Genomic DNA, 25530 nt, shown 5'->3' on the forward strand with positions numbered 1-25530 from the left:
ATTCAAACAAAATATTATGAAAAATCTATTAGTAATAACTGTTATAGTTTTATCATTAACCTCGTTCCAGGTTAAAGCGCAACAATGTTGCCCTACATCAAAAAGCCAAACAATAATGGAAGCAAGTATCAACCAGCAAACAACAAACACAGTTAAGTTTAAAATTGACGGAATTACCTGCGCGGGTTGTTCTAATGCTATTTACAATGCGCTTAAAGAAGTAGAAGGTGTTGTGAAACATTCGGTTGAATATCCCGGGGATATTGCCATTATTAAGTTCGAAAACACTAAAACAAATATCGAGGCCTTAAAAAAAATTATAGAAAATAAAGGCTATAAAGTTGAAAAGGTAATGGAGACTACCCAAAACGAGTTATAATTTTTTATTTACCCATATACTTAAGAAGTTACTTATATAATTAAGGAACAACTTACCTTTTTACATATTCAAAAAAAACAAAATTAAAATGGAGTGGTGAATCGTTATTTTATGCCTTCTACAATTTTAAAACAATATAAAGGAACTGAAGCTGTTGCAGGTGAACTTGATGGGTTAGTTAGTAATATTATTGCAGAAGTAACAAAATAAATCTATAAGCTATGTTGAATAAAAAATCTTTTTTATCCTTATTAGCCTTGTTTACAGGAGGATTTGTGCCTATAAACTTAATTGTGCTTTCTTTTGGCTATGCCCAATATTTCAAGGGAATCACAATGGGACCGAAAGTCATTAAAACAGCCCATGAATTTGGTGAGCCATATATGCTATTTGTATATATCCCTTCTATGCTCATCTTAACATGGATTATTTTTTACAGCAAGAAAAATTTCCCTGATCTATATAAACGAATTGTCGTGGGTCTTTTAGCAGGGGCAATAGCTACTATAGGCCTGGACTGGCTTCGTCAGATGGGGGTGATAGCTAGCTGGTTACCGGGAGATACTCCGGAAATGTTCGGGAAGATGGTAACGGGTAGTTCCGACTTTAATTCGTATTACTGGCTAGGCCAGTTGATCCATTTTGTGAACGGTGCAAGTTTTGGATTGATATTCACTCTGGTATTTGGAAATTTTATCTCCAATACTAAAACCGTTTTATGGGCCATATCATTGCTACTGCTCATGGAGTTAGGTATGATGACCGGCCCTCCTATGGGACCGATGGTGGGACTCTTTGGAGTTAAATGGATGTGGCCTCAATTGTTTTTGATCACGCTTGCGGCCCATATTGTCCACGGTACCATTTTAGGATTGTTGGTACACCACTGGCTGGGGATTAACCATACTAAATGGCTAATTCCATTTTTAAAAGATAAATCATAATCAAAAATAAATTGGGTAGTAATTACCCTCAATATAAAAAATAAAATAAATATGCAGAAAGAGATCACTTTGCCCATTCAGGGTATGACCTGTACCGGTTGTGCTACAGGCATCGAAAAAAAAGTAAAGCAATTAGAAGGAGTTATAGCATTAGATGTATCTTATCCTAAAGGCGAAGGAAAATTCATCTTTGATTCCAGCACCACATCTCAGCAAGATATTATTGACAACATAGAAATGTCTGGCCAATATAAGGTTAGTAACGGCCAACAGGCTTCAGATAAAAATAATTTTGACCTTATCATTGTTGGAGGAGGGTCAGCTGCATTTTCAGCAGCTATAAAAGCTGAAAGTTTAGGACTTAAAACCCTTATGGTAAACGCGGGCCTGAATTTTGGCGGCACTTGTGTTAATGTAGGCTGTGTTCCTTCAAAAAACTTAATAAGAGCTGCCGAAACGGCATATCACGCAACCCATTCTAATTTTCAAGGGATCAGGCCTAAAGGTGTAGATATAGATTTTAGCCAGGTTATTAAAGATAAAAAAGACCTGGTAGCGGCCCTGCAGCAACAGAAATATATGGATGTGGTAAAAGATTTTAAGAACCTGGCCATGTTAACAGGATGGGCTGAGTTTGTGGATAAAGGTACCATTATTGTTGATGGGAAAGATACTTACACAGCCACAAACATTCTTATTGCGACCGGAGCTACCACCTACATCCCTAATATTGAAGGATTAAATGAGGTTGGCTATCTAACCAATGTATCCTTATTCGATTTAGAAGAAAAACCGCAAAGCCTGACCATTATGGGTGCGGGCTATATCGGGTTAGAAATTGCCATGGCATACAATAGATTGGGCGTAAAAGTGCGTATCATAGAATTCACCGACAGGCCTTTAAGAAGCCAGACCAAGGACATAACAGATGTGCTCGAAGCACAAATGAAGAAGGAAGGAATAGAAATCCTGCCTAATTTTCGAGCCTTTAAATTTGAAAAACAGGGAGCGGATACTATTATTCATTGTAACTGTCCCGACGGTACTACCACACAAATTATTGAAAAAGGCAAAATAGTGGTTGCCACAGGAACAAAACCTAATACTTCTAAACTAGGACTGGATAAGATCAAAATGAACCTTTCAGCGGTGGGACATGTTTTGGTGAACGAAAAGATGGAAACCAATATATCCAATATTTTTGCTGCCGGGGATGTTACCCAGACCCCTCCTTTTGTTTATACTGCAGCCACTGAAGGAAGTACTGCTGTAAGCAATGCGTTCTCACTTTCAAAAACCGGTATCGATTATTCTTCATTGCCTTGGGTAGTATTTACGGACCCTCAAGTTGCTGGGGCAGGTATGGACGAAATAGTAGCCGAAGAAGCCGGCCTTCCCTTCGAAGTGTCTAAATTAGACCTTAGCCATGTTCCCAGGGCTTTGGCCGCACAGGATACCAGAGGGTTTATTAAACTCATACGTAATACTGAAACCGATAAATTAATTGGCGCCAGAGTAATCGCACCCGAAGGAGGTGAATTGATACAACAATTAAGTATGGCCATAAAGTTTGGTATAACCGTAAAAGATTTGGCAGAAAGCTTTTATCCTTATTTAACCTTAGGAGAAGGGATAAAACTGGCAGCTATTACTTTTGGAAAGGATGTTTCTAAATTAAGCTGTTGTGCCAGCTAATAGTATGGGAGTTTCACGATGTGTTCAATTGAAGAAAGGGATCATGCCGGGATTATTGCTAATCCCGGATATTACTGGCTTTACTAAATATATTAACGAGGCAGATCTACAATACAGTCAGATTACTATCGCACTCTTGCTGGAGGCAATACTTAAAAACAACAAATTAGGGCTTCAGGTTTCAGAAATAGAAGGTGATGCCATACTGTTTTATAGTTTCAAAAAAGATTATACTGTAGATGAAATTATAGAACAATGTTTTTTAATGCATCGAGCGTTTCACCATCAATTAAAGCAAATAATTGAAACAGATTGTTCGTGTGGGGCATGTACGCTTTTAGGAGAGCTTAGTTTAAAGTTCATTCTCCATTATGGAGAATTGGGATCTGTTATGATCAATGATTTTTGCAAACTCTATGGTAAGGAAGTAATTATAGCCCATAGATTATTGAAAAATGATTTGGCACTCAAAGAGTATATCCTTGCTACGGAAGATTTCTTTACCCAGTACGGAACTAATTATATAAGAAATTTACAATTTGAAAAAACATCTCAGGTTATTGATGAAGTCGGGATTATAAATTATCGATTTCTAAAATTTTATTAATTGTAATTATTAAAAGCATATGAAGAAACAGGAAATAATATTTGACGGTCATCAATTTGTGAATGGTTTTGAAAAGATGCTCAAGGAAATGAACCTTCCCAATAGTGATAAAGTGTATTGGGAATTACTTAAGGGAAGACCCCTGCCTCGAGGTCGCTTTTCTGAAGTGATGGATGTCCCTATAGATAAAGCACATCAAATAATACAGCAATACGGAGAGGTCAATAAAGAAGGTGAAATTGTGGGTTATTTAGGACTTTCTTTAAATAAAACTGTACATCAACTAAACTTTGACAATAAAACTTTGTATGCCTGGTGTGCAATGGATAGTATTTTATTACCCCGGTATCTAATGCATAGATGGGAAATAATATCAATAGATCCTATAACCGACATTCCTGTAAAATTGTCTATTTCAGATAATCTTCTAGAATGGACCAGGCCTGTTCCCCTCTTTATTTCATGGGTCGAAAAGGCCGATAGTTGTGATATCAAATCAAGTTTCTGCCGGCACTCCTTCTTTTTTGGTTCAGAGGATGCCGCAAACAAATGGTTAGAAAAAAATCCATTAGGAAAAATTTCAAAAGTAGAAGATTTTTTTTCCAATTCTAGCGGGTTTAAATGTTGTTAATTCTATTTGTATGTATATCATAAAGTTATTCTAAACCTTCTTTGGTTTTTAGGAAAGAAAACGAGATTTATATAAATTAAAAACTAACCAATCTAAAATTTAAATTATGAAAAAGTACGATGTATTTGTAATAGGTTCTGGTATGTCAGGTATGACCGCTGCCAATAAATGTGCCTCCAAAGGCCTTAAGGTAGGCATTACCGATGAACTTCCCTATGGTGGAACCTGTGCCCTAAGAGGCTGTGATCCCAAAAAGGTGATTATAGGCGCAACGGAAGTACGTGATTTTGCAGAAAGGCTTAAAGGAAATGGAATAGATACAGTGCCTAAAGTCAATTGGGAAGATATTATGGCATTTAAACAATCTTTTGTGGATGCCATGCCTCCTAAAATTGAAAAAGGATATAAGAATAAAGACATAGACACCTATCATACTTCAGCTAAATTTTTATCTGATAACACCTTAGAGTTAGGTGATGAAGTTATTGAAGCCGATAAATTTGTGATCGCAACCGGAGCAAAACCCCGGGTACTGGATTTTGAGGGTGGAAATTTGGCTCTTTCAAGTACAGATTTCCTTAACCTGAAAAAACTACCTGAATCGCTTTTATTTATTGGAGGTGGCTACATTGCCTTTGAATTTGCTCATATCGCTGCACGGGCTGGTGCCGATGTTACCATATTGCATCGTGGTGATCACCCATTAGAAAACTTTGATCATGACATTGTACAACATCTTGTGAATGCAACCCGAAACCTGGGAATTAAACTTGTTTTGGAAACTGAAGTCTCTAAAATTGAAAAGAAAGAAGATCATTATGTAGTTACAGGAAAATCAAATGGAAAAGAGGCCACTTATAAGACTGACTCTGTCTTTAACTCGGCCGGTCGTCCTCCCGCCATATTTGATTTAGATTTGGAAAAAGCAGGGATATCTTTTTCAAAAAAAGGAATTGCGGTAAATGAATACCTTCAAAGTACCTCTAACGCCAATATTTATGCAGCGGGAGATTCGGCAGATTCAAGAGGATTACCCCTTACCCCTGTTGCAGTAATGGAAGGGCATGTTGTGGCATCAAATATCATCAAAGGGAACAAGAAAAAAGTTAATTATCCACCAATGCCTTCCGTAGTTTTTACTTTGCCTACCCTGGCATCAGTAGGATTAACCGAAGCAGAAGCCAAATCAAAACAGATAGAATATCAGGTCAATTATAACCATGCGGAAAGCTGGTTCAATGCAAAAAGACTGAATGTTAAGGAATATGCCTACAAAACTATCATTGATAAAGAGAATCAGACTATTCTTGGCGCACATTTAATAGGACCTAACACGGAGGAAACCATCAATTTATTTGCCATGGCGATAAAGACCAAAATGAAAATCAATGAGTTAAGGACGATGATCTTTACGTATCCAACTTTGTCATCAGATATCCCTCATATGCTTTAAAAATAAATAGATTATGGAAATAGAACTAGTTTCTACCATTACATGTCCTGGTTGCGGACACACAAAAGAAGAGGAAATGCCCACAACAGCCTGTCAGTTTTTTTACCAATGTGATAATTGCAAGCATTTATTAAAACCAAAAGAAGGTGATTGCTGTGTTTATTGTTCTTATGGTAATGTTGCCTGTCCACCCATTCAGGAAGGAACAAATTGCTGCTAAAAATTTAAAATACTTTTGGTGACCTCCCCCACTCCAGATGTATCTTGCTGAAAATTAAAAGTATGATTCCTAGAGATCTAAGTAAAGATATAAAAACTCGCTTGCAGAGCATCAGCGGCCAGCTTAACGGACTTATAAAAATGCTGGATGAAAATAAAGATCCAGAAAAGATTCTGATCCAGTTCAAAGCGGCGCAAAAAGGACTTGATAAGGCGCATTTTCTTCTTTTAGATGAAGTGTACCGCAAAGCGCTGGCGATCACAATTTCAGAAACTGTGGAAGCTTGTCCCGGCAACTGCGGTAATGAAGAGCGAATTGAATTTATTCGTAAACAATTTCCTGACCTTGAGCTTAACAGCCTTACCGATAAAATGAAGGAGATTGATGAACTTAAACGAAGGCTGGAATCTTACATTTCCGAAAATAGATCAGGGTAAAACATTCAAAAATTTTCCATTTAATTTTAATACTAATAAAAATCTGTCGTAAAAAAGCAGGTTTTTTTATTTGGAGACCACCCCGATTCCGCTCTTATCTTTGGATTGTTCTTTAATAAGAAGGATAAAACTGATTGTTAATTTAAATTCAAAAAAAAATGAAAAGACAAATAGAAATATTTACGGCAAATTGTCCGGTTTGTGATCCGGTTGTAAAAATGGTGAAAGAGTTGTCCTGCGATAGTTGCGAGATTACCACCTATAACCTGGTAGAACAATGTGAGGATAAGACCTGTATAGACAAAGTGCAGGAGTACGGTGTAAAGAGAATTCCCGCGGTGGCGGTTGATGGAAAATTGCTTGAGTGCTGTACAAACAATGGTATAAGCAAAGAAAAACTTATCGAAGCAGGAATAGGAAAAGCCAGTTAACAAAACCATCGTACTGAAATTAAAACCTGAAACTTTTTATGGCAGCCATTTTTGGCTGCCTTTTTTTTTAATCAAATTAAAATGTTAAATCTTTATTAATCGGCTTGCCTATCCCCCGGGCTATGAGTCGATATTTGAAAAGAGGTTCGGCTCTTAATCTTTTATTTCTGATTTCCGAGCAAATCTGGAAGTAACTAAAACCATTTAAATTATGAAACCATTAAGTTCAGAAATGCAAAAATGTATCGATGATTGCAACGCCTGCATTACTGCGGCGAGAATTTGCCTTGACCAACATTTGGGGGAACCCGACATGAAACAATGCCACAAATTTTGTCTGGATTGTATTGCTTTATGCAGTGCGTGCGTCCAGCTATTAGCCAGCCAGTCTGATTACTCAAAACGTGTTTGCGGAATTTGTGCCGACTTATGTAAAGCCTGTGCTGATGAATGTGCAAAGTTTGACAGTGAAGTTTGCCAGCAATGCGCAGAAAAATGTTGAACCTGTGCCGAAAGCTGTAAAGAAATGGCAGCTTAAAAAAAATGTGAAATTTTTTTTAAAAGGAGCGGCTAAAAAGTTGCTCCTTTTTTATAAATGGGATTATAAAGTAGGGAAAAATACTATCCAATCTCTCATCCACAACCACCTATAAAAAAAAGCCTCTAGAAGTTTGGATACCACCCGGGCTTCCGGTGTACATTTAATCCCTTGTTTAAAAAAATAAAGATGTTTGCCAAAATAAAAGAAGATTTTGTAAGTATAGGATCGCTATTCACCTCCGTTTCCACACTCTTATGTTGCGCGTTACCATCATTATTGGTAGCTCTGGGAATGGGAGCTGTGGTGGCCGGCCTGGCTTCAGATATTCCCTGGTTGTTTAGCCTGAGCCGCTATAAAAGCTGGACTTTTTTGATTGCCGGGGTAATGATTGGCTTTAACTTTTGGCTTTTCTACGGAAGAAAACGGCAGCAGAGTTGTGAAATAGACGAAGACGGAAATGAAACGGCCTGTGATACAGCAGCTAAATGGAGCAAAGGGATCTTGTGGTTTTCCTTTGTGTTATATCTCTTTGGACTTTTTGCAGCCTATTTACTTTTTCCCATTCAAAAATTTTTAGAATTATAATATAATTAAAATGAAGACATATTTTTTGATCCTGGGTATAGGATTATTGACGTTGTATCAAGTAGAAGCCCAAGGACATGGCCCTATTTATGGTTTGCAGACGCCCACTCTGGCGAAAGGCGGTATAAACATGAGCGCTGCCGGAATGAGTATAGCGACCGAAGACGATGCCTCTTATATGCTTCGGTATACATTTTTCTATGGCATTACGGAAGATTTACAGGTTACCCTTACCACTCCTACTGTGATTGAGCGTCTGGAAAATGCTCCACGAACCCGTGGAAATAGTATGATGCCTTCCAATGGAGATATCGAGGCTGCTTTGTGGTATCGTTTTTTTTCAAATGCTTTTGGGGTAGGAAAGAGGTTTGAATCCACAGCAATTTTAGGTGTATCTGCCCCTACTGAGGATGTTCGCGGACAGGTGAATGTAGGGAACTCTATCCATGGGGCCATTTCTACGGGATATGCCTCACGTACCTGGTACGCCTGGTTAGGTGGCGGTTACCAATATTATTTTGAAAAGGACAACCAGCAATTAGGCGATTTACCCTATGCAAGCATGGTGATAGGTTATCGTCCCGATGTTTTTATGGGGGATTATCCTAAACCCGATTGGCGGGTTTTTATTGAATCATTAGTCGAGTTTCCAGGAGACAATAAATATACCGGTCAACAAAATTTTACAGACGAACGTAGCAAAAAAGTATTAGTGGGACCTTCATTCTTAGGACTTTACGGGGCTTGGGGTATTTCTTTCGGAGCGCTGTTTCCAGTGGTACAGGATTTAACCCCAAAGGCAATCAAAGAAAACTATCGGGTATCCATTAATTTAAGTTATTGGTTATAGTATAAATAAATTTAATAAAATAAACAGATGAAAAAAATAGTATTATTAATTATAGTTGTGGTATTTGGAAGTTTTAGTTCCAATGCCCAGATTCAGAAAATAGATCAGGAAGTGTTTGGAATGGACTGTGCCCCCTGTGCTTATGGACTGGAGCGAGGTCTTGAAAAATTGGATGGCCTGGAAAAAGTGCAGGTTAGCCTGAATGACGGTAAAGCTTATCTTGATTTGGCAAATAACAATAACTTGAGCCTTAGGCAAATTCAGGAGGAAGTAAAAAAGAATGGTTTTTCAGCTAAGAATGCCGAAATAGTTATAAAGGGCAACTTCGTTGAGCAGGATGGCACTTATGCAATACAAACCGGGAAAGAAACTTTTAAGATAGCTGAAGCAACTTCTACCAACTTACGTTCCAGGTTAAAACCCGGAATTGTAAAAGTAAAAGGGATAGTTCAGGATGAAGAAGACGGTAATTTAACTAATAAGTGGAAATTAAATATCACCCAGGTTTATTAGCCGGAAAAAGGGAGTTTTAAAGAACATTAATTAATGGCGGACTCTACATCGAGCCCGCCAATTTTTTTTAAAATTTTAGAAATGAATTAATCTTCCCTCGTAACTAATTCATACACACAAGGTATCACAACCAGGTTTAGTACCGTTGCTGAGAGCAATCCTCCAAGTATCACCACCGCCATTGGGCTTTGAATCTCACTTCCCGGTTCGCCTCCTTTTAAAGCTAGCGGAATAAGTGCCAGTCCTGTGGTAAACGCGGTCATCAGAATTGGATTTAACCTGTCGAGCGCACCAGATTTAATGAGCTCATAACCCCTAAGGCCTTCCTTCCGCAGATCTTCATATCTCGAAACCAGCAGAATTCCGTTTCGTGTCGCGATCCCAAATAAACTGATAAAACCTATCGTGGAAGCTATACTTACAATTCCTGAAGTAAAGTATACGATTAAGATTCCACCAATCAAAGCCAGGGGTAAATTGATAAGCACAACAAAAGCGAGTTTCACATTGTTGAATTCAAAATACAACAGGAGGAAAATCACGAAGATTGCAATAATGGCAGTGATCAACAGCATTTGTGAAGCTCTGGATTCACTTTCAAATTGTCCGCCATATTGTACCCTGTAACCTTCGGGAATAGTCACTGAAGAATTCACGGTTACCTGGATCTCTTCCACCGCACTTCTTAAATCCCGACCCTGCACATTGGCAGCAACAACAATTTTCCTTTGCACATCTTCCCGGCTAATGGTATTGGGACTGCTTACCGAGGAAACGTTCGCGAGCTGTTCCAATGGAACCTGTGAACCATTTGGCAATCCTATCAAGGCAGTTCTGATTTTTTCAATGCTGTTTCTAACATCCTCCTTATAACGCACCACCAGGTCAAAATACTTCTGACCTTCATAAATCTCACCAACTTCGTGACCGGCAAAAGCGATATCCACCTGCTCCATTAACTGTCCTACGGTCATTCCATAAGCTGAAAGGATCTGGCGTTTTGGAGTGATCTTGATTTGTGGTACTTCAATCTGCTGATCAACAGCTACATCCGCAAGCCCATCGATAGGAGTAATATTCTCCTCCACGTTTTTACCAATTTCATATAGCTGCTGAAGATCGGGTCCAAAGATCTTAATTGCAATATTGGCCCTGGTTCCCGAAAGCATATGATCGATACGGTGGGCAATTGGCTGTCCCAGCGTAATATTAACTCCCGGAACAATACTTAGTTTTTCCCGTACGTCCTCAAAGAATTCCTCTTTCGATTTATCTTCCAGGGTGAATGGTACATCGATCTCGGCGGCATTTACTCCCTGGGCATGCTCATCCAGTTCAGCTCTACCGGTCCTTCTGGTAACCACATCCACTTCGGGCATTTCAAGCAATAATTGCTCTACCTGATTTCCAGTCTTATTACTTTCTTCTAGCGACATGGATGGAGGCCCTACCACACTTATCACGAGTGATCCCTCGTTGAATTCAGGAAGGAAACTTCTTCCTAATTGCGTAAATAAAGCAATACTCAGTAAAAAAGCAACCACTGTTACCGCGATCACGGTCTTAGGGATCTTTAAGGCTCGATTTAGAATATCGGCGTAAGCCTTCTGTAACCATCTTTCCACTTTTGTTCCTTCGGACTGCTTTTTCAGCATTTTCTCCTTTTTCAGAAGATAGCTACACAGCACCGGAGTAACGGTTACCGCTACAATCAGCGATGTCAATACTGAAGTGATAAAAGCAATTCCCAGAGGTTTGAGCAATCGGCCTTCCATTCCGCCTAGGAAAAACAGCGGCACAAAAGAGACAATAATGATAAGGGTTGCTATGATAATGGAACTTCTAATTTCCACCGACGCATCCCTTACCACGGTGATCACCGACTGCCTTTCAGCTTTCGGTTTTTGAATATTTTCACGCAAGCGTTTATAAACATTCTCAACATCAATAATAGCATCATCTACCAGTGCTCCAATTGCAATTGCCATCCCTCCCAAACTCATGGTATTGATGGTATAGCCCAGCATTTTTAATACGATAATCGATACCAGTAACGAAATTGGGATCGCCAGTAGCGAAATTAGGGTAGTACGCCAATTCATCAGGAATATGAATAACACGATGACCACGAAAAAGGCACCTTCCAGCAGAGTCATATTCAGATTGCTGATGGAAGCATCAATAAAGTCTGCCTGTCGGAAGATCTGACTTTTGATCTCCACGCTTTCCGGCAAACTGGTTTCCAGTTCAGCAATGGCCTCATCCAGTCTTTCGGTGAGTTCCAGCGTATTGACATCGGGCTGCTTGGAAATTGTCAAAATAACCGCAGGTTCCGCATTCAGGGAGCCATCACCGATCTTATCGGCAGCGCCTATCTGTACTTCCGCAATATCCTTTATTTTAATACTTTGGCCGTTCACCTGTTTTACCACAGCTTCTTCCAGATCATCTATCGCATAAGCTCTACCACTTCCTTTGATTATATACTGATTTCCGTATTGATTCAGAAAACCACCGGGAGCATTCGTATTCGCCTCTTTAACCTTCTCGGTTAATTCTTCGAGACTTACATCGTAATATTTCATTTTTCCGGGATCGGCGAAAACCTGGTATTGTTTATAATCTCCTCCAATCACTACCACGTTTGCAATCCCTCCGATGGCCTTTATCCGTGGACGGATCTGCCAGTCAGAAAGGGTTCTTAATTCCATTGGGCTTAGACTATCCGAGGTTACCCCCAACAGCATTACTTCCCCCATAATCGAGGAGATGGGTGCCATGGTAGGCGCTCCTATTCCTGTTGGTAAGTTTTCACGAACCATTGGAATACGTTCACTTACAATCTGTCTTGCCTTGTAAATATCGGTGCCCCAGTCAAATTCAACCCAAACGATGGAGATCCCAGCCGCTGAGGAAGAACGAATCCTTCTTACATTTGGCGAGCCGTTCATCGCTGTTTCGAGCTGATAGGTCACTAGTTTCTCTACCTCTTCACTTTCCATTCCGTGTGCTTCCGTTAGTATGGTTACGGTAGGCGCGGTAAGGTCTGGGAATACATCCACGTTCATATTACGTGCGAGGTAAAACCCGGTGACGCTCAGTACCACAGCCGACAGAAGAACCAGAAGCCGGTTTTGAAGCGAAATCGATAATATTTTATTTAACATCTAATTTCTATTTCTTTATTAATGATCATGACCGTGTGCGGGTGTTTGTCCGGACATTGAAGCCATCTTAACCTGGTAATTTCCTGTTGTTACGACAACCTCTCCGACATCAAGTCCGCTAAGTACCTGTGCTTTCTTTCCGTTACGTTTGCCTATCTTCACAGGTCTTCTCTCGAAACTTTCACCCCCGGTTTGTACAATCACAGAAAAATTACCATAATCTTCCAGCAGTGCATCTTCAGGCACCACAATTCCGGTTTCAGCCTCTCCAAGAGCGATCTGTACTTCAGTAAAACTGCCTTCAGGCATTTCAACTACATCGTTCACTTGGATATAAACAGGGATCATAGGCTTACGATCCTCTACTTCCTTGCCTACGGAAACAATAGATCCTTCTTCCACTTCACTCCAGGTTCCTTTATCATTTCTGAACCAAACACTCGCGATAGCTTCTTTACTCGGATTATAAGAAGCACTTAATTGCGTTTTAAGCAAACGTGACTTGTCGGTTCCAATGCTAACAAGGTTAGCACCCTGGTCTACATAATCCCCGTTTGAGGTGCTGATGGATTTTATAAATCCGTCAAATGGAGCCCTGATTTGCTTCCCGCCTGCTCCGTAATTGGAGGCCAGTGCACGATAATTTGATTCGGCTACACGAAAGTCGCTTTCCACCCTTTCAAATTCCGCCTTGGGAACGATCTTATCCTCATAAAGTTCCTTTTTCCGCTCATATTCAGCTTTCGCCTGATCATATCTGGCTTTGGCCTGGGCTATCTCCGCCTGAATATTATTGGAAGAAAGGCCTTCACTGCTCAAGGTCATCAAAAGCTGGCCTTTTTTAACTTCGCTACCTTCTGTTAAGTTATCTAAAGCAAAATTCACCATTCCATTGGCTCCTGCCGCAAGGGTTTTGTAAGTTCCCGGCGCGGCTTGCCAGACTCCGGATGTATGAACAATGTCATAAACTTCACTATCTGTAACAGGCTCGGTTTGAAAATCGATCTTCCAGGCCTGCTCCTTTAAAAAGCTAATGCCAGCATCTTCTGCTTCCGTTACATTTTCTGATGCTTCTTCAGTCGAGGCATACACCTGAACGTCTTCTATGACGATCCTGTCTGAATATTCAGGAGTTTTCAGATCAAAAATGAGGTCATAGGTTCCCGGATCTTTTGGTTGCAAGGCTGGAGAAAAAATTCCAGGTGAAGAAGGTGATTCCACCTTATGCCGAATTCCACTATCTCCCTGAATAAGGCTCACTGTAACCGAGCCATTTCGAACCGGCTGGTGTTTATCTAGAACAGTAAAGTGAGCTGCAAATTTGCTGGTTTTCCCTGTCACTAAAGCTGGAAATTCAACGAAAAGCTCCGTCTGGTCTGTCCAGATGGTTTTGCTGATCGCAGGTACTTCTGAACCTACGTGGTTCCCTTCAGCATCGTGCGCATGGTCTTCTTCCGGGTTATTTCCGCAGGAAAAAAGCAAAAACGAGATGCATACTATATAAATATATTTCATGTCTAGTATTGATTTTTAATGTTCCTCATGTTCCGTTCCGTCGTCATGCCTATGATGATCAGACCCTTCATCTATTTCCAAAGAATCCCCCCCTACCCTGAATTCTTCCTGTTCCATATGGTCTTCCTCCATATGACTGCCATCTTCATTGTGGGGATGGCCATGCTCCTCTTCCTCCTTTGCATGGGCCTCAGCTCCTTCTTCATGTTCATGGCCGTGGTCTTCTTTTGCTGTATCTCTACAAGCTGAAAAACCAAATACTAGTATTGCTGCGAAAAATAAATTCTTGAAATTCATATTATTTCTTTTAAATTATAATTGGTGTTTTAAAAGTGTTGCTCTAAGCTGAAGGAGTTCTTTTTCCATCTCCAGCATATTATTATAAGCCTGCCGGTAGAACTCCACTTCCCGGTAATAATCCAGAAATGAGAATTCCCCAAGTTCGTAGGCTTTAAATAAAAGTTCTTCGGAATTCAGGTCCTGAAAAGTCTCCTGGTATTCCTGGTATTTTCTCTTTAATAATTGATATTGCTGATAATTCTCCTGAAATCTGGTATATAGTTCAGCAGTTTCAGCACCGGTATTGGCCTGGGTATATTCCAGATTGGCTTCAGCAGCTTTTACCTTATTCTTGCTGTTCCAGAGCGGGATGGATAGTCCGCCCAGGAATCCTGAATAATTGCTGGAATTCACTCCCTGGTGATTATACCCAATGCTTAGATCTGGAAGAATCTTATTCTTTTCCAGTTTTACCTGCTGCTGGGCAAGGTTCTCACGAGCTTTTAACTGCTGAATTTCGGCATCTGCGGAAAGTTTTTCGTTCCAAAGCACCTCCATTTCGGCAACCTCAGCATCTTCCATGAACAAGATTTCATCTACTTGAACCGTGTTTCCCCCATTCAATTTCTGAAGTTCTAGCAATGTGTTCCTGATCATGATGTTGACCTGATCCAGTTCAAACTGCTCCTGTAACCAGGCTACTTTGGCTTTATTCAATTCCAGGATACCGATTTGTTCTGCATCGAATAAACGCTGAATTTGATCATACACCTGTTTGGCCTGCTCTACTCTTTTTTCCTCCAGCTCTTTTCGTTTCTGCAGAGTCTGCAATTCCAAAAGCTGTTTTTTGGCATTCAGTAATATTTCCTGACGCAGCGTTTCATATTCCAATTCCAATAATTCCTTTTGCTTTTCAATTCGCTTGCTTCGGGCACCATAAACGGTAGGAAACTCAAATTGCTGAGAAACCTGATATTCAGTATAATCACCGGTTTGATGTTCGCCGAATGGAAGATAAAAGGCTGAAACCTCAGGATCCTGTAGGTTGTTCTCAGTTTTATTACCAAGATTCTGACTTGCCATATACGACTGGTATGCCTTAAGTTGCCTGTTATTCTGGCTTATCTGCTGCAAAATACCGTTCATACCGGTATCCTGGGCAAATGAGGCTATAGAGATTAGTATTCCGCATACAGCGGAAACTATATTTCTGTACATAAATTTTGATTTTAGTTTAATCTATATGAAAAGGTCGGCCAGCTATTTTAAGTAGTGGCCTGACTAGCTGATCAAACTAAGTCGGGAGGTCCCCGAAGTGAGAGTAAAGATAAATAGGGATTAAAATATTCGTTGGGAGGCTGATAAATTATAAAATTTTCTGAATCCTGATCAGTTAAAACCCAATTAGTAACCAAATATACTTGAAGTATATTCTTTTTGCTTTCCGCCTTTTTAAACCTAAAGTTTTCAGAATATTCCTTTAAAACCGGAATTTCATTAGAAGTACTCGTGTGGGAATGAATAGCCAGCAAATAAGACAAGAATCCGCCCTGCTCATCTTTCTGTTTCTTTTCGTGGTGATGATCTTCCCCGGAATGATGATGTGCTACCTCGTTCTCCTCATCATGTGCATGATGTGCATGAGGTATGACCTGATGAAAAGACATCAGCATAAATACACCTAAAAGGAATAAGGCTTTTATATGATTTTTTATTTGCACAGGTTACAAAAATAGAAAATTATTACAGAGATTCGAGGTAAAATAGAATAAACCATAAGAACCTTAGCTCCTATGGTTTATACTTCAACTAATAAAATCTCTATGCTGTAAAGACCTGTCTTAAATGTTGAACTATGTACACCTAAATATCGTAAAACACTTTAAATCAAACCGATAAACTTTTAAAACAACAGTGTTAAATGCTGGTAGATATATAAAATTATCCCTAAAACGACTATAAAAATAAAAATTAGCGAAAGAAGATCCGAAATACTCCATTTGCCCCCTTTCTCCTTAGATCCTGCTCTAAAACCTGCTCTTTTGGAGGTTCCGGAATTAGCACTTTTTTTTCTTTTGTTCCTGCTTTTCATGGATGTTAACTGAACTATGTTCGAAATATGTAATTTTAAAATTCAAAGTAGTTTTAGAGGCTTCTCCTATTATGGCTTCTTGTTTTTCTTTGGTTCAATAGTATTTTAGGAAATTCTAAATAGGCAGAAATCAATTTCTTTTAAAATGGCCACAAAGTATTTGTGCCTGCTGAATGGAAGGCTATTTCAGTTGAGGGCAGAAATTCACCTTCCATTGCAGGACTTAAAATTATAATGAATACTGACCTTTAAGTCTCAAAGTTACCGTGACATCCTCATTACCGGTGTTTCTGAAAAACCAACCATGTTTTCCGTCATATGGGGCCAATAAGGTTCCCACCATATTATTGGAGCTGGAAATAGTATAACTCTCGAAGTAAACCTCTTTAACTTTTTTTTCCTGTTTTACTTCTCCGTGAAAATCAAAATAAAGAACCTCACCGTTAGCGGTAGTCCATTCATATTTCATTTTTCCATATTTGAGCATATCTATTTTGAACTCAATTCCTTTTCCTGCCGGAACCACCACTTTAGTTTCATCCTCACGTGATTTTAATTGCGTAGTTGGAGGTGGGTTATCGGCCTCAGCAGGTCTTTCCACATTTGGCCCTGAACCTGCCTTTTCTAATTTAATGAGAGGAGTGGTTGAGTTTGTTGCCATTACTCCCAAACTATTTGTTCCGGATTCTTCTGGAACGTATAGTTTGCTAAATCCTATCAGTTTCCCCACACCTGTAGGATCCATTCCATATTCGGCTGGCAAAACAGCTATCACTAGTAATAATGCTCCTACGATAAGTGAAATAAGAGTTGCTTTTATAATTTTATTTTTTTCCAATAATGGAGGTTTCATTTCTGACATAGTTATATTTTTTAAGATGTAAAGTAGCCTGTTAATTGAAAGCCGAGCAATAAAAAACCTGCGGCCATTAAAGCTGTATTTGTAATTGTTGAAAATTTCATAAAGCTGCGATGTCTTCTCCAAACCGTGATAAGAATCAATACTACTGCTAAAGCAATAAATTGCCCTATTTCTACTCCAATATTGAAACCAATTAGATTAGTCAAGAGACCCTCACGGTCGAATTTAAATTCTTGTAACTTACTTGCAAGACCAAAACCGTGAAACAACCCGAATATCAAAACCGCCGCCTGGGTATTCGGCTGTTTACCAAAGAAGCGCTTAAAGCCGCCTAAATTATCAAAGCCTTTATAGACGATAGATAAGGCGATAATAGCATCAATTAGGTACGCATTAATATTGATATCGGCTAAAACACCTAATAACAAAGTGGTGCTATGCCCAATGGTAAAGAAACTAACATATAAGAGTACTTGTTTCGGTTTATACAGAAAGAAAATAACACCGACCAAAAATAGTAAGTGATCATAGCCGGTAATCATATGTTTAGCTCCTATGTATAAAAATGGGCCAAATGCCACGCCACTATTTCCCAATAGAAACGTTTGTGTGTTTTCATCTACTCCGTGAGCATATGCCAGAGAGCCGAATGCTCCGCATAGAAAAAGAAAGAGAAAGGCATATATTTTTTTAATTTTCATAATAAAATTGTTTAAGTCCCATTGCACATCGCAGTACATTGGCACTTCGATTATTAATGGGCATGCCCATGTGATTTAACCTGCTCTAAACTATCCATTGTTTTTTCGCGGGCCATTTGGATACTATCTTGGATCCTAACCATTTCTGCATTATTATCCTTTTTCGCATTGGGACCAGTTTCTTCCTTCTTAGTTTCTTTACACGATACTAACAGGGCCAAAACAACTGTTGTGATAAAAAATACTTTTTTCATAATTTATTTATTTTGAGATTTATTGCTTTTTAATTTTTGAGATACTCTTCCCATAATTGACTTAGATACAGCCTAGTTGGATTTTTTATTCAAAATATATCTTTTAGTAACTGTTCCTAAATCTTTCTCCGAAAACCAAATATCGTCTGGATGAAGATGGAGAACAGGGGCTTGTTGACATCTATTGTTACAATCTATTATATCAACTTCAATTTTGTTTTTCAGTTTATATTTCTTCATATAATAATGTAAAAGCTTGCCTTTTTTCTTTCGGCAGTTTACTCCATTACACTGATAAATAACGGTTTTATTGTTTTTATGATCTACCATAATATTCATACTCTTAGTTAATGCCTAACCTACTTTCCGCGATTTTAAATGTTCTGATTTTCCAACACTATCCTTTGGCCTGAGAAACAGAAAAACAATCGTCAACAATGTCAAAGTGATAATTCCACCATAGAGAAATTCCCTATCTGGGAAATTAGTCCCAAGGTATCCTGCTATTGGATAAGAAATCGCCCACCATAGATGGGAAAAAGCGAAATGGGAACCATATACTTTTCCCTGTTCACTATCTGATATATTTTCCCCAATAAGGGTTTCTGAAGGAATTTCTGCAAGACTTTGTCCCAACCCTGCAAAGATCCAGAACACAAAAAGCAAAGAAAAATTAAGATAGTTTGCGGCACTAATTGACAGTCCCAATACTAATGCTCCCAATAATAAGGAAACTTGTCTCGATTTAGATTTATCAATAGCTCCTGAAACAAAAGCAGCCACTGTTGCACCAATACCAAAGGCCGCCATAATCAAACCATAATCCTTATCAGTTAACTCTAAACCACCTTTAACCAGTATTATAGTATTAACCAGGATAAATGCTCCTGCCATCGCCGATACCAGTTCTATGAAAAGTGCAAAACGGATATACTTATTTTGAAACAAGAGCCTGGCTCCTTTAGTAACATCCTGCCAGGTGGTTAGGTGTTTACTGGGAACTTCTTCCTTAGGTGCATTTAAAAAGGTTTTAGGGAGTGTTAAAAGTAAAATCCCTGCGATAATAAATGTTCCCGCATCAACCAGGAATATCTCCCTGGCTCCCATCCAGACTGCAAGTATTCCCGCTAAACCCGGACCTAAAACCCCTAATAACTGATACGTAGCAGCCGATAATCCAATAGCTTGCCGATATAATCTTTTATCCACAATCTGAGGGATAACAGATCTATAAGTAGGGCTAAAGAAAGCATTGAAAACATTCATAAGAAATACGATTGCATAAATTTGCCATTCGGCCGTAATGAACGGCAGTAGGGCAACCAGACCCATCCTAATAAAATGCGTCGTATACAAAATCTTTTTTCGATCCATACGATCTGCAAGTACACCGGCAAATGGCGAAAAGATAATAAAAGCAGTGACCCTCAATGTAAGAGCGGTAGCCAATATTATAGCAGCCCTTTCTTCTCCAAATTGATAGGCAAGCAAGGCAAGGCCAACCCAGGTAAAAGCATCCCCTAGCAGGCTAATAGTCTGTGCCAGATATACTTTCGCGAACAGCCTATTTTGCAGCGCCTGAAAAGGTTCTGTTAATTTGAATATCACCTTGCCTATTTTCATCCTAATATTTTGAAATTAGTTTCCAAACACCCTTTATTATTCTTCTTCAGAATTTCTTAATGCAGATAAAATGGAATAAGCATTCTTTACCACGGGCTTTAGATTGTTAATATCAGTATTTTCAGCAAAGCTTATGGCCGTATATCCTTCCTGCTCAAGGCCTTTTTTAACCTGCTCTAACCTAAAAGTATAAGCATTCGCCGTCTCCCGGGTTTGTAGAACAACAAAGTCCTTCCCCTGATATTGGACAATTGCTTCAGAGGGTACCGCATTTTGTTGCTCCGTACCAGTTTCTACCCAGGCTTTTACATACATGCCAGGTAAAAGACCTTTTTCGTCCTCTGAAATGTGGGAATGAACGGGGGTTATCCTATTCTCTCCTGTAGCTTTTCCTATCAGGAACACCTCTGCAGTACGGTCATAAGTATTGTCATTAGAAAGGGAAAATTTCACGGTTTGGCCAATCTCTATTTTTTCCAGATCTTTTTCAAATGCATTGAGTGCAATATGAACATCATCAGTATTTACAATTTCAAATAACACTTCTTCAGGGGAAACGAAATCACCTATGTTAACGTTGCTCTCTTTTATAAAACCTGTTATAGGGGCGTATAAATTTGCAGTTCGAGCTATATTACCATTTTGAACATTACTTCTACTAATACCCGCAAGGGCAAGTTGCTGTTCGTATGCCTTAACCCGTCCTTGTGTAATTTTATAGTCGGAAGAAACCTGTTGAAAGGTTTTTGCCGAATTGATATCCTCTTCCCTTAGCTGTTTTTGCCGGTTATATTCTTCTTCAAGAAATTGTAGCCTGCTCAAACTTTCCAAATAGTCCTGTTGTATCTGGATAAATTCGGGATTTTCGATCGTAGCCAGGACTTGCCCTTTTTTGACCTCTTCCCCAGGTAATCTCCCGGCAGTTTTTATATACCCCCCTAATGGCGCAGATACAGAAGCCATGCTTTCAGGTTCCACATCAATAACCCCATTTAATTTAATGATGTTGCTAAGATTTCTCATTACAACTTCCCCGGTTTCTATTCCGGCGAGGTTATATTGATCCTTTGTAAAAGTGACCTGTTTGGCCCCGTTAGCAACAGGCGTTTCTTTTTGCGTAGAAGATTCTGCGGAAGTTTCGGTCTTTTCAGAATCATTATTGCCACACGCCACTACCAAAAGGATGGATAAAATGAGTAGAGAAATTTTTGTATTGAATTTAATTTTCATCTTTTATATTTTTAATGTGATATCATTAGGTTTTACAGTCCCAACAGGGCTTCAATAACTATAATGGATTGATTGTATTGATAAAGGGTGTTTAAGTACTCTGTCTGAATACTATTCGCTAAAGTGAGGTTCTGCAGGTATTGGGCATAAGAAACATTTCCGCTTCGAAAACTTTTTTCGGAGTTATCAATAATCAGTTCTGCTTGTGGCAGGGCCTCATTTTGATAGTAATTGAGAGTTCCTTGTAACTTGTAATATTCCTGTAGTAAATTCTGAAGTTCTCCCTCTAACTGGGTTTGGTTCAGTTCTATTTGAGATTGTGCAATATTCTCTTCAATTTTAGCCGCCTTTATCCTGGAACGATGCCCCCCCGGGAATATGGGGATAGCCACACCAACCTGAAAAAAGGAAAATCGATCACCGCTATCATATTGAATATCCTGGCCATCTATAAATTGATCCCCAATAAAAGTTTGGCTGTTATACCCGAACATTAGGTCAGGTAAAACTTTATTTCTTTCCACGTTGGTCTCCCGTTTCCTTAACTCCAATTGTTGTTGAAAATAGAGGTATAAAGGGCTTTGTTTCACCGATTGGCTTTCAATAGTAAAATCTAACTCCATAGGAGTAAGTTCTGTATTCGTAACACTTATATTATCATTGGTGTTTAGCACCACCTGTAGTTGTTTTTTAGCGATCCTTAAATCGGCTTCATTTTGCTGAAGCCTGTTCCTTATTTGCATCGATTGCGTTGCCGAGGTCACACTTTCCAGTTTTGTGGATTCACCTGTTTTGTAGCGCATCGAGCTTGATCTGTCAAGATTGCTGTACAGACTATCCTGGCGCTGCAACAAACGTTCATTTTCTTTTAAATACAGGTATCTCAAATAGGCAGATTTAACATCTGCAACCAGTTCGTTTTCCTCTATAACCTTGAGTTGTTTACTGTTTTTGACTCTGGCTTTAGCCAGCTTGAACTGACTGGTATAAACCGTGGGGAAATTGATCCGCTGTGTAACTCCGTACAAATTATCCTTTATTGTCGGGGTATTGAATTCGCCGTTAGAATAGGAGAACTCTGTTTTAGGGATGGTAATCGCTCCATATTTTCCTGTTTTTTCAACATCTATTTCATATTGGGCAATCTTAATGCGGTTATTATTTTCAATTGCCATTTCAATAGCTTGTTCTAAGGAAATTTCACGTTCCTGAACCGGGTTTATTTCCTGTGCTTGCAATTGCATGGCCGGAAAGAATATTCCCCCAATCACGAGTAAAGTGGTGGCTATTTTTCTTTTTCTGAAATTGAATTTGACTTTCCCTTCAGTAAAATATATATACAGGACCGGAAGCACGATTAGGGTTAAGGCCGTAGCCGTAATTAACCCACCTATTACCACAGTGGCCAATGGCCGTTGTACTTCGGCACCTGATGTATTAGAAAGCGCCATAGGAAGGAAACCAAGAGAAGCAACTGTAGCCGTCATTAATACCGGCCTTAAACGTACCCTGGTACCCTGAAGGACCCGCTCATATATATCACTAACGCCTTCTTTGTCGAGCCTGTTAAATTCTGCAATGAGTACAATACCATTCAGTACGGCTACACCAAACAGAGCGATAAAACCAACTCCCGCCGATATGCTAAAAGGCATTCCCCTAAGTAGTAAGGCAAAAACACCACCGATGGCAGATAAAGGTATAGCTGTAAAAATCAGCAGACTTTGCTTTATAGAGCCAAATGTAAAATATAATAAAATCAAAATAAGCAGCAGGGCTATTGGTAATGCTATTAATAGGCGTTGATTGGCTTCTTTTAAATTTTGGAATTGCCCCCCGTAGGTTACATAATAACCAGCAGGAAGATCAATATTATCGCCAATGATAGATTTTATATCGTCAACAATACTTTGAACATCCCTATTCCTTACATTAAATCCAATAGTTACCCTCCTTTTTGCATTGTCCCTTTGGATTTGCACCGGGCCCGGTTGAAACGAAATATTAGCTAATTCGCTGAGAGGGATCTGTTGTCCTGCGGGAGTGCCTATAAATAAATTTTCCACATCCCTGATATCACCACGACTTGCCTCTTCCAATCGTACCACCAAATCGAAACGTCTTTCCCCCTCGAATACCATTCCGGCAGCTTTACCTGCAAAACCGGTTTCTATGGCATTATTTATCGTTTCTACATTAAGTCCATATTGTGCTATTTTATCCCTGTTCAACTGTATTTGAATTTGAGGAAGTCCCGTAATTTCCTCCACGTATAGATCTTCAACACCTTCTACAGATTGAATTTTTCTCCCGACATTTCCTGCTAAATCAGAAAGAGTATTAAGATCTTCCCCATATATTTTAATAACCACATCCTGCTTTGCACCAGTTAATAATTCATTAAAACGCATTTGAATAGGCTGTTGAAAACTAAATGTAGCATTGGGGATCACCGATAATGATGCCTGCATTTCTTCTATTAAGCCTTCTCGATCTTCGGCACTGGTCCATTCGTCCTTAGGACTCAAAATCACCATCATATCACCAGCCTCAATGGGCATAGGATCTGTAGGGATTTCCCCGGAACCTATTTTATTGACCACCTGGGTAACCTCATCTGGATACTGACTCAATAATATGGTTTGTGCTTTTTGAGATACATCTATCATTTGATCTATAGAACTCCCCACAGGAACCCGTGTTTCAACGGCAAAATCCCCTTCATCCAACTGTGGGATAAACTCCCCTCCCATTCGGAAAAAAGCAATTAAAGCCAGGGCAAATAGTCCCACCGCAATTCCAACAACCAATAATTTTGTATGGATGGCTTTTTCAATAATTGGTTGATATCCTCGTTGGAAAAAATCCATCATTTTATCGGAAAAGTTTCTTTTATGTTCTGTTTTTTTACTTAAAACCAAGGCAGACATCATAGGAACATAAGTAAGTGAAAGGATAAAAGCTCCTAAGATGGCAAAAGAAACGGTTTGGGCCATAGGATGGAACATTTTACCTGCAACACCTGTTAATGCCAGTATTGGCAGATAGACAATTAATATTATTATTTCTCCAAATGCAGCTGATGTTCTAATTTTACTGGCAGAATCAAATACTTCTGCATCCATTTGAGCTTGAGAAAGTTTTAGTACTCCCGGATATTTGCGTTTAGCTTTATTGATACCATGCATTACCGCTTCAACAATGATCACGGCACCATCCACAATAATTCCAAAATCTATTGCTCCAAGACTCATTAAATTACCCGATACCCCAAAAATGTTCATCATTGATATAGCGAACAGCATGGCTAGAGGGATAACAGACGCAACTACCAATCCTCCCCTTAAATTCCCAAGAAAAAGAACTAATACAAAAATTACTATAAGTGCCCCTTCGGTAAGGTTCGTTGTTACCGTACTAATAGCACGGTCTACTAATTTCTTTCTATCCAGGTAGGGTTCAATAGTGACTCCTTCGGGCAGGGTTTCTTTAATTTGTTCAATTTTATCTTTTACATTATTGATTACCGCAGAAGAATTTGCCCCTTTAAGCATCATTACAATACCGGTTACTACTTCACCTTCGCCATTTCGTGTTGCAGCCCCATATCGCACCCCGTGCCCAAATTGTACTTTGGCCACATCCCTAACCAGTATTGGGGTTCCACTACTTTCTTTAATTACTATTTTCTCAAGTTCTTGTAGGTTATTAACCAGACCTTCACTTCTGATAAAGAATGCATTTGGTCCTTTATCGATATAAGCCCCACCGGTATTCTGGTTGTTTTTTTCAAGAGCGGTAAAAATTTCTTCAATAGTAATATCCATACTTTGAAGTTTATCGGGATCAATAGCTATTTCATATTGTTTAACGAACCCCCCAAAACCACTAACCTCTGCTACACCAGGGGTTCCTAAAAGTTGACGCTTGATAATCCAATCTTGAATTGTTCTCAATTCAGTTGCATCATATTCGTCTTCATAACCTTCGTCTGGATGCACCACATATTGATAGATTTCCCCTAACCCAGTGGTTACGGGTGCCATCTCAGGTTTTCCAACACCCTGGGGTATCTCGTCTGCCGCAGCAGATAATCTTTCCTGAACCTGCTGTCTTGCCCAATAGAGGTCAGTATCTTCCTCAAATACTATAGTTACTATTGAAAGACCAAATCGCGAGAAAGATCGCATTTCTTTTATTTCAGGTATACTTACCATAGTTTGTTCAACAGGAAAAGTTACCAGTTGCTCTACCTCCTGGGCTGCAAGGGTAGGAGAAACAGTAATGACCATTACCTGGTTATCTGTAATATCCGGTACGGCATCTATAGGCAACTTTGTAAGCGAATATGTTCCCCAGCCTATAAGGAACAGGGTTAGTATTCCGATAACCAGCTTGTTATTTATCGAAAACTGAATAATTTTATCTAACATTATATACTACTATTTTAAAAGCTCGAGTTAAAATTGAAAACATGAATACGCCCCTCCGCTGCTCAGAAAAAGAACATGAGGTTAAAAA

Annotated in this window: 25 protein-coding genes; 13 read left to right on the forward strand and 12 right to left on the reverse strand. The window is 39.2% G+C overall.

Annotated elements, in window-relative coordinates; all coding sequences use genetic code 11:
• The first annotated feature begins 16 nt into the window (after positions 1-16).
• The 13 genes from FG27_RS00860 (at position 17) to FG27_RS00915 (ending at position 9286) form a co-directional block, all read left to right on the forward strand.
• The gene (locus tag FG27_RS00860) at positions 17-379 is read left to right on the forward strand and encodes a heavy-metal-associated domain-containing protein (RefSeq protein WP_225572116.1); all 363 of its coding nucleotides are present in this window, start codon (positions 17-19) and stop codon (positions 377-379) included.
• A 221-nt stretch (positions 380-600) separates the two neighbouring features.
• The gene (locus tag FG27_RS00865; RefSeq protein WP_037314313.1) at positions 601-1323 is read left to right on the forward strand and encodes a hypothetical protein; all 723 of its coding nucleotides are present in this window, start codon (positions 601-603) and stop codon (positions 1321-1323) included.
• Positions 1324-1374: 51 nt separating this feature from the next.
• Positions 1375-3018 carry a mercury(II) reductase gene (gene merA / locus FG27_RS00870; RefSeq protein WP_037314316.1) on the forward strand — a complete coding sequence of 548 codons (1644 nt, stop codon included), beginning with the start codon at positions 1375-1377 and terminating at the stop codon, positions 3016-3018.
• A complete protein-coding gene (locus FG27_RS00875) occupies positions 3008-3625 on the forward strand; it encodes a DUF2652 domain-containing protein (protein ID WP_156101172.1) in 618 nt (205 codons plus the stop codon). Before merA ends, FG27_RS00875 begins: the two co-directional genes overlap by 11 nt.
• A 19-nt stretch (positions 3626-3644) precedes the next feature.
• Complete coding sequence (merB, locus tag FG27_RS00880) at positions 3645-4256, forward strand: organomercurial lyase (RefSeq protein ID WP_013073413.1); 612 nt, start codon at positions 3645-3647, stop codon at positions 4254-4256.
• Positions 4257-4362: 106 nt separating this feature from the next.
• The gene (locus tag FG27_RS00885) at positions 4363-5709 is read left to right on the forward strand and encodes an NAD(P)/FAD-dependent oxidoreductase (RefSeq protein ID WP_013073414.1); all 1347 of its coding nucleotides are present in this window, start codon (positions 4363-4365) and stop codon (positions 5707-5709) included.
• A 13-nt stretch (positions 5710-5722) separates the two neighbouring features.
• On the forward strand, positions 5723-5929 hold the full coding sequence (locus FG27_RS18845; RefSeq protein WP_075325753.1) for a GDCCVxC domain-containing (seleno)protein: 207 nt from the start codon (positions 5723-5725) through the stop codon (positions 5927-5929).
• A gap of 62 nt (positions 5930-5991) precedes the next feature.
• Entirely contained in the window at positions 5992-6366 is a 375-nt protein-coding gene (locus FG27_RS00890; RefSeq protein ID WP_037321868.1) for a metal-sensitive transcriptional regulator, read from the forward strand.
• A 158-nt stretch (positions 6367-6524) separates the two neighbouring features.
• Positions 6525-6797: a thioredoxin family protein gene (locus tag FG27_RS00895; protein ID WP_013073416.1), complete on the forward strand. Its 273-nt coding sequence runs from the start codon at positions 6525-6527 to the stop codon at positions 6795-6797.
• A 404-nt stretch (positions 6798-7201) separates the two neighbouring features.
• Positions 7202-7450 carry a hypothetical protein gene (locus tag FG27_RS19045; RefSeq protein ID WP_156101173.1) on the forward strand — a complete coding sequence of 83 codons (249 nt, stop codon included), beginning with the start codon at positions 7202-7204 and terminating at the stop codon, positions 7448-7450.
• A gap of 74 nt (positions 7451-7524) precedes the next feature.
• Positions 7525-7923, forward strand: coding sequence for a hypothetical protein (locus FG27_RS00905; protein ID WP_037314326.1), 399 nt, complete (start codon positions 7525-7527; stop codon positions 7921-7923).
• A 145-nt stretch (positions 7924-8068) separates the two neighbouring features.
• On the forward strand, positions 8069-8773 hold the full coding sequence (locus FG27_RS00910) for a hypothetical protein (protein WP_231563215.1): 705 nt from the start codon (positions 8069-8071) through the stop codon (positions 8771-8773).
• A gap of 27 nt (positions 8774-8800) precedes the next feature.
• A complete protein-coding gene (locus tag FG27_RS00915) occupies positions 8801-9286 on the forward strand; it encodes a heavy-metal-associated domain-containing protein (protein ID WP_037314331.1) in 486 nt (161 codons plus the stop codon).
• A gap of 86 nt (positions 9287-9372) precedes the next feature.
• Here FG27_RS00915 and FG27_RS00920 read toward each other — a convergent pair whose 3' ends face one another.
• The 12 genes from FG27_RS00920 to FG27_RS00980 form a co-directional block, all read right to left on the reverse strand.
• Complete coding sequence (locus tag FG27_RS00920) at positions 9373-12453, reverse strand: efflux RND transporter permease subunit (RefSeq protein WP_037314334.1); 3081 nt, start codon at positions 12451-12453, stop codon at positions 9373-9375.
• 18 nt (positions 12454-12471) lie between these two features.
• Positions 12472-13968, reverse strand: a complete 1497-nt coding sequence (locus FG27_RS00925; RefSeq protein WP_037314337.1) for an efflux RND transporter periplasmic adaptor subunit — start codon at positions 13966-13968, stop codon at positions 12472-12474.
• A gap of 15 nt (positions 13969-13983) precedes the next feature.
• Positions 13984-14265 carry a hypothetical protein gene (locus FG27_RS00930; protein ID WP_037314340.1) on the reverse strand — a complete coding sequence of 94 codons (282 nt, stop codon included), beginning with the start codon at positions 14263-14265 and terminating at the stop codon, positions 13984-13986.
• A 15-nt stretch (positions 14266-14280) separates the two neighbouring features.
• Complete coding sequence (locus FG27_RS00935) at positions 14281-15465, reverse strand: TolC family protein (RefSeq protein WP_037314344.1); 1185 nt, start codon at positions 15463-15465, stop codon at positions 14281-14283.
• Between the two features lie 71 nt (positions 15466-15536).
• Positions 15537-15968, reverse strand: coding sequence for a hypothetical protein (locus tag FG27_RS00940; RefSeq protein ID WP_081912569.1), 432 nt, complete (start codon positions 15966-15968; stop codon positions 15537-15539).
• A 600-nt stretch (positions 15969-16568) separates the two neighbouring features.
• The gene (locus FG27_RS00950) at positions 16569-17201 is read right to left on the reverse strand and encodes a hypothetical protein (protein ID WP_011709190.1); all 633 of its coding nucleotides are present in this window, start codon (positions 17199-17201) and stop codon (positions 16569-16571) included.
• 11 nt (positions 17202-17212) lie between these two features.
• Positions 17213-17902, reverse strand: a complete 690-nt coding sequence (locus tag FG27_RS00955; RefSeq protein WP_037314357.1) for a HupE/UreJ family protein — start codon at positions 17900-17902, stop codon at positions 17213-17215.
• A 53-nt stretch (positions 17903-17955) separates the two neighbouring features.
• On the reverse strand, positions 17956-18156 hold the full coding sequence (locus tag FG27_RS00960; protein ID WP_037314360.1) for a hypothetical protein: 201 nt from the start codon (positions 18154-18156) through the stop codon (positions 17956-17958).
• A 72-nt stretch (positions 18157-18228) separates the two neighbouring features.
• The gene (locus FG27_RS19315) at positions 18229-18495 is read right to left on the reverse strand and encodes a (2Fe-2S) ferredoxin domain-containing protein (protein ID WP_037314363.1); all 267 of its coding nucleotides are present in this window, start codon (positions 18493-18495) and stop codon (positions 18229-18231) included.
• A 15-nt stretch (positions 18496-18510) separates the two neighbouring features.
• Positions 18511-19779, reverse strand: a complete 1269-nt coding sequence (locus FG27_RS00970; RefSeq protein ID WP_037314365.1) for an MFS transporter — start codon at positions 19777-19779, stop codon at positions 18511-18513.
• A 36-nt stretch (positions 19780-19815) separates the two neighbouring features.
• Positions 19816-21009, reverse strand: a complete 1194-nt coding sequence (locus FG27_RS00975) for an efflux RND transporter periplasmic adaptor subunit (protein WP_037314368.1) — start codon at positions 21007-21009, stop codon at positions 19816-19818.
• 32 nt (positions 21010-21041) lie between these two features.
• Positions 21042-25442 carry a CusA/CzcA family heavy metal efflux RND transporter gene (locus FG27_RS00980; protein ID WP_037314370.1) on the reverse strand — a complete coding sequence of 1467 codons (4401 nt, stop codon included), beginning with the start codon at positions 25440-25442 and terminating at the stop codon, positions 21042-21044.
• Positions 25443-25530: the final 88 nt, after the last annotated feature.

The organism is Salegentibacter sp. Hel_I_6, assembly GCF_000745315.1.
Classification (GTDB): Bacteria; Bacteroidota; Bacteroidia; order Flavobacteriales; family Flavobacteriaceae; genus Salegentibacter.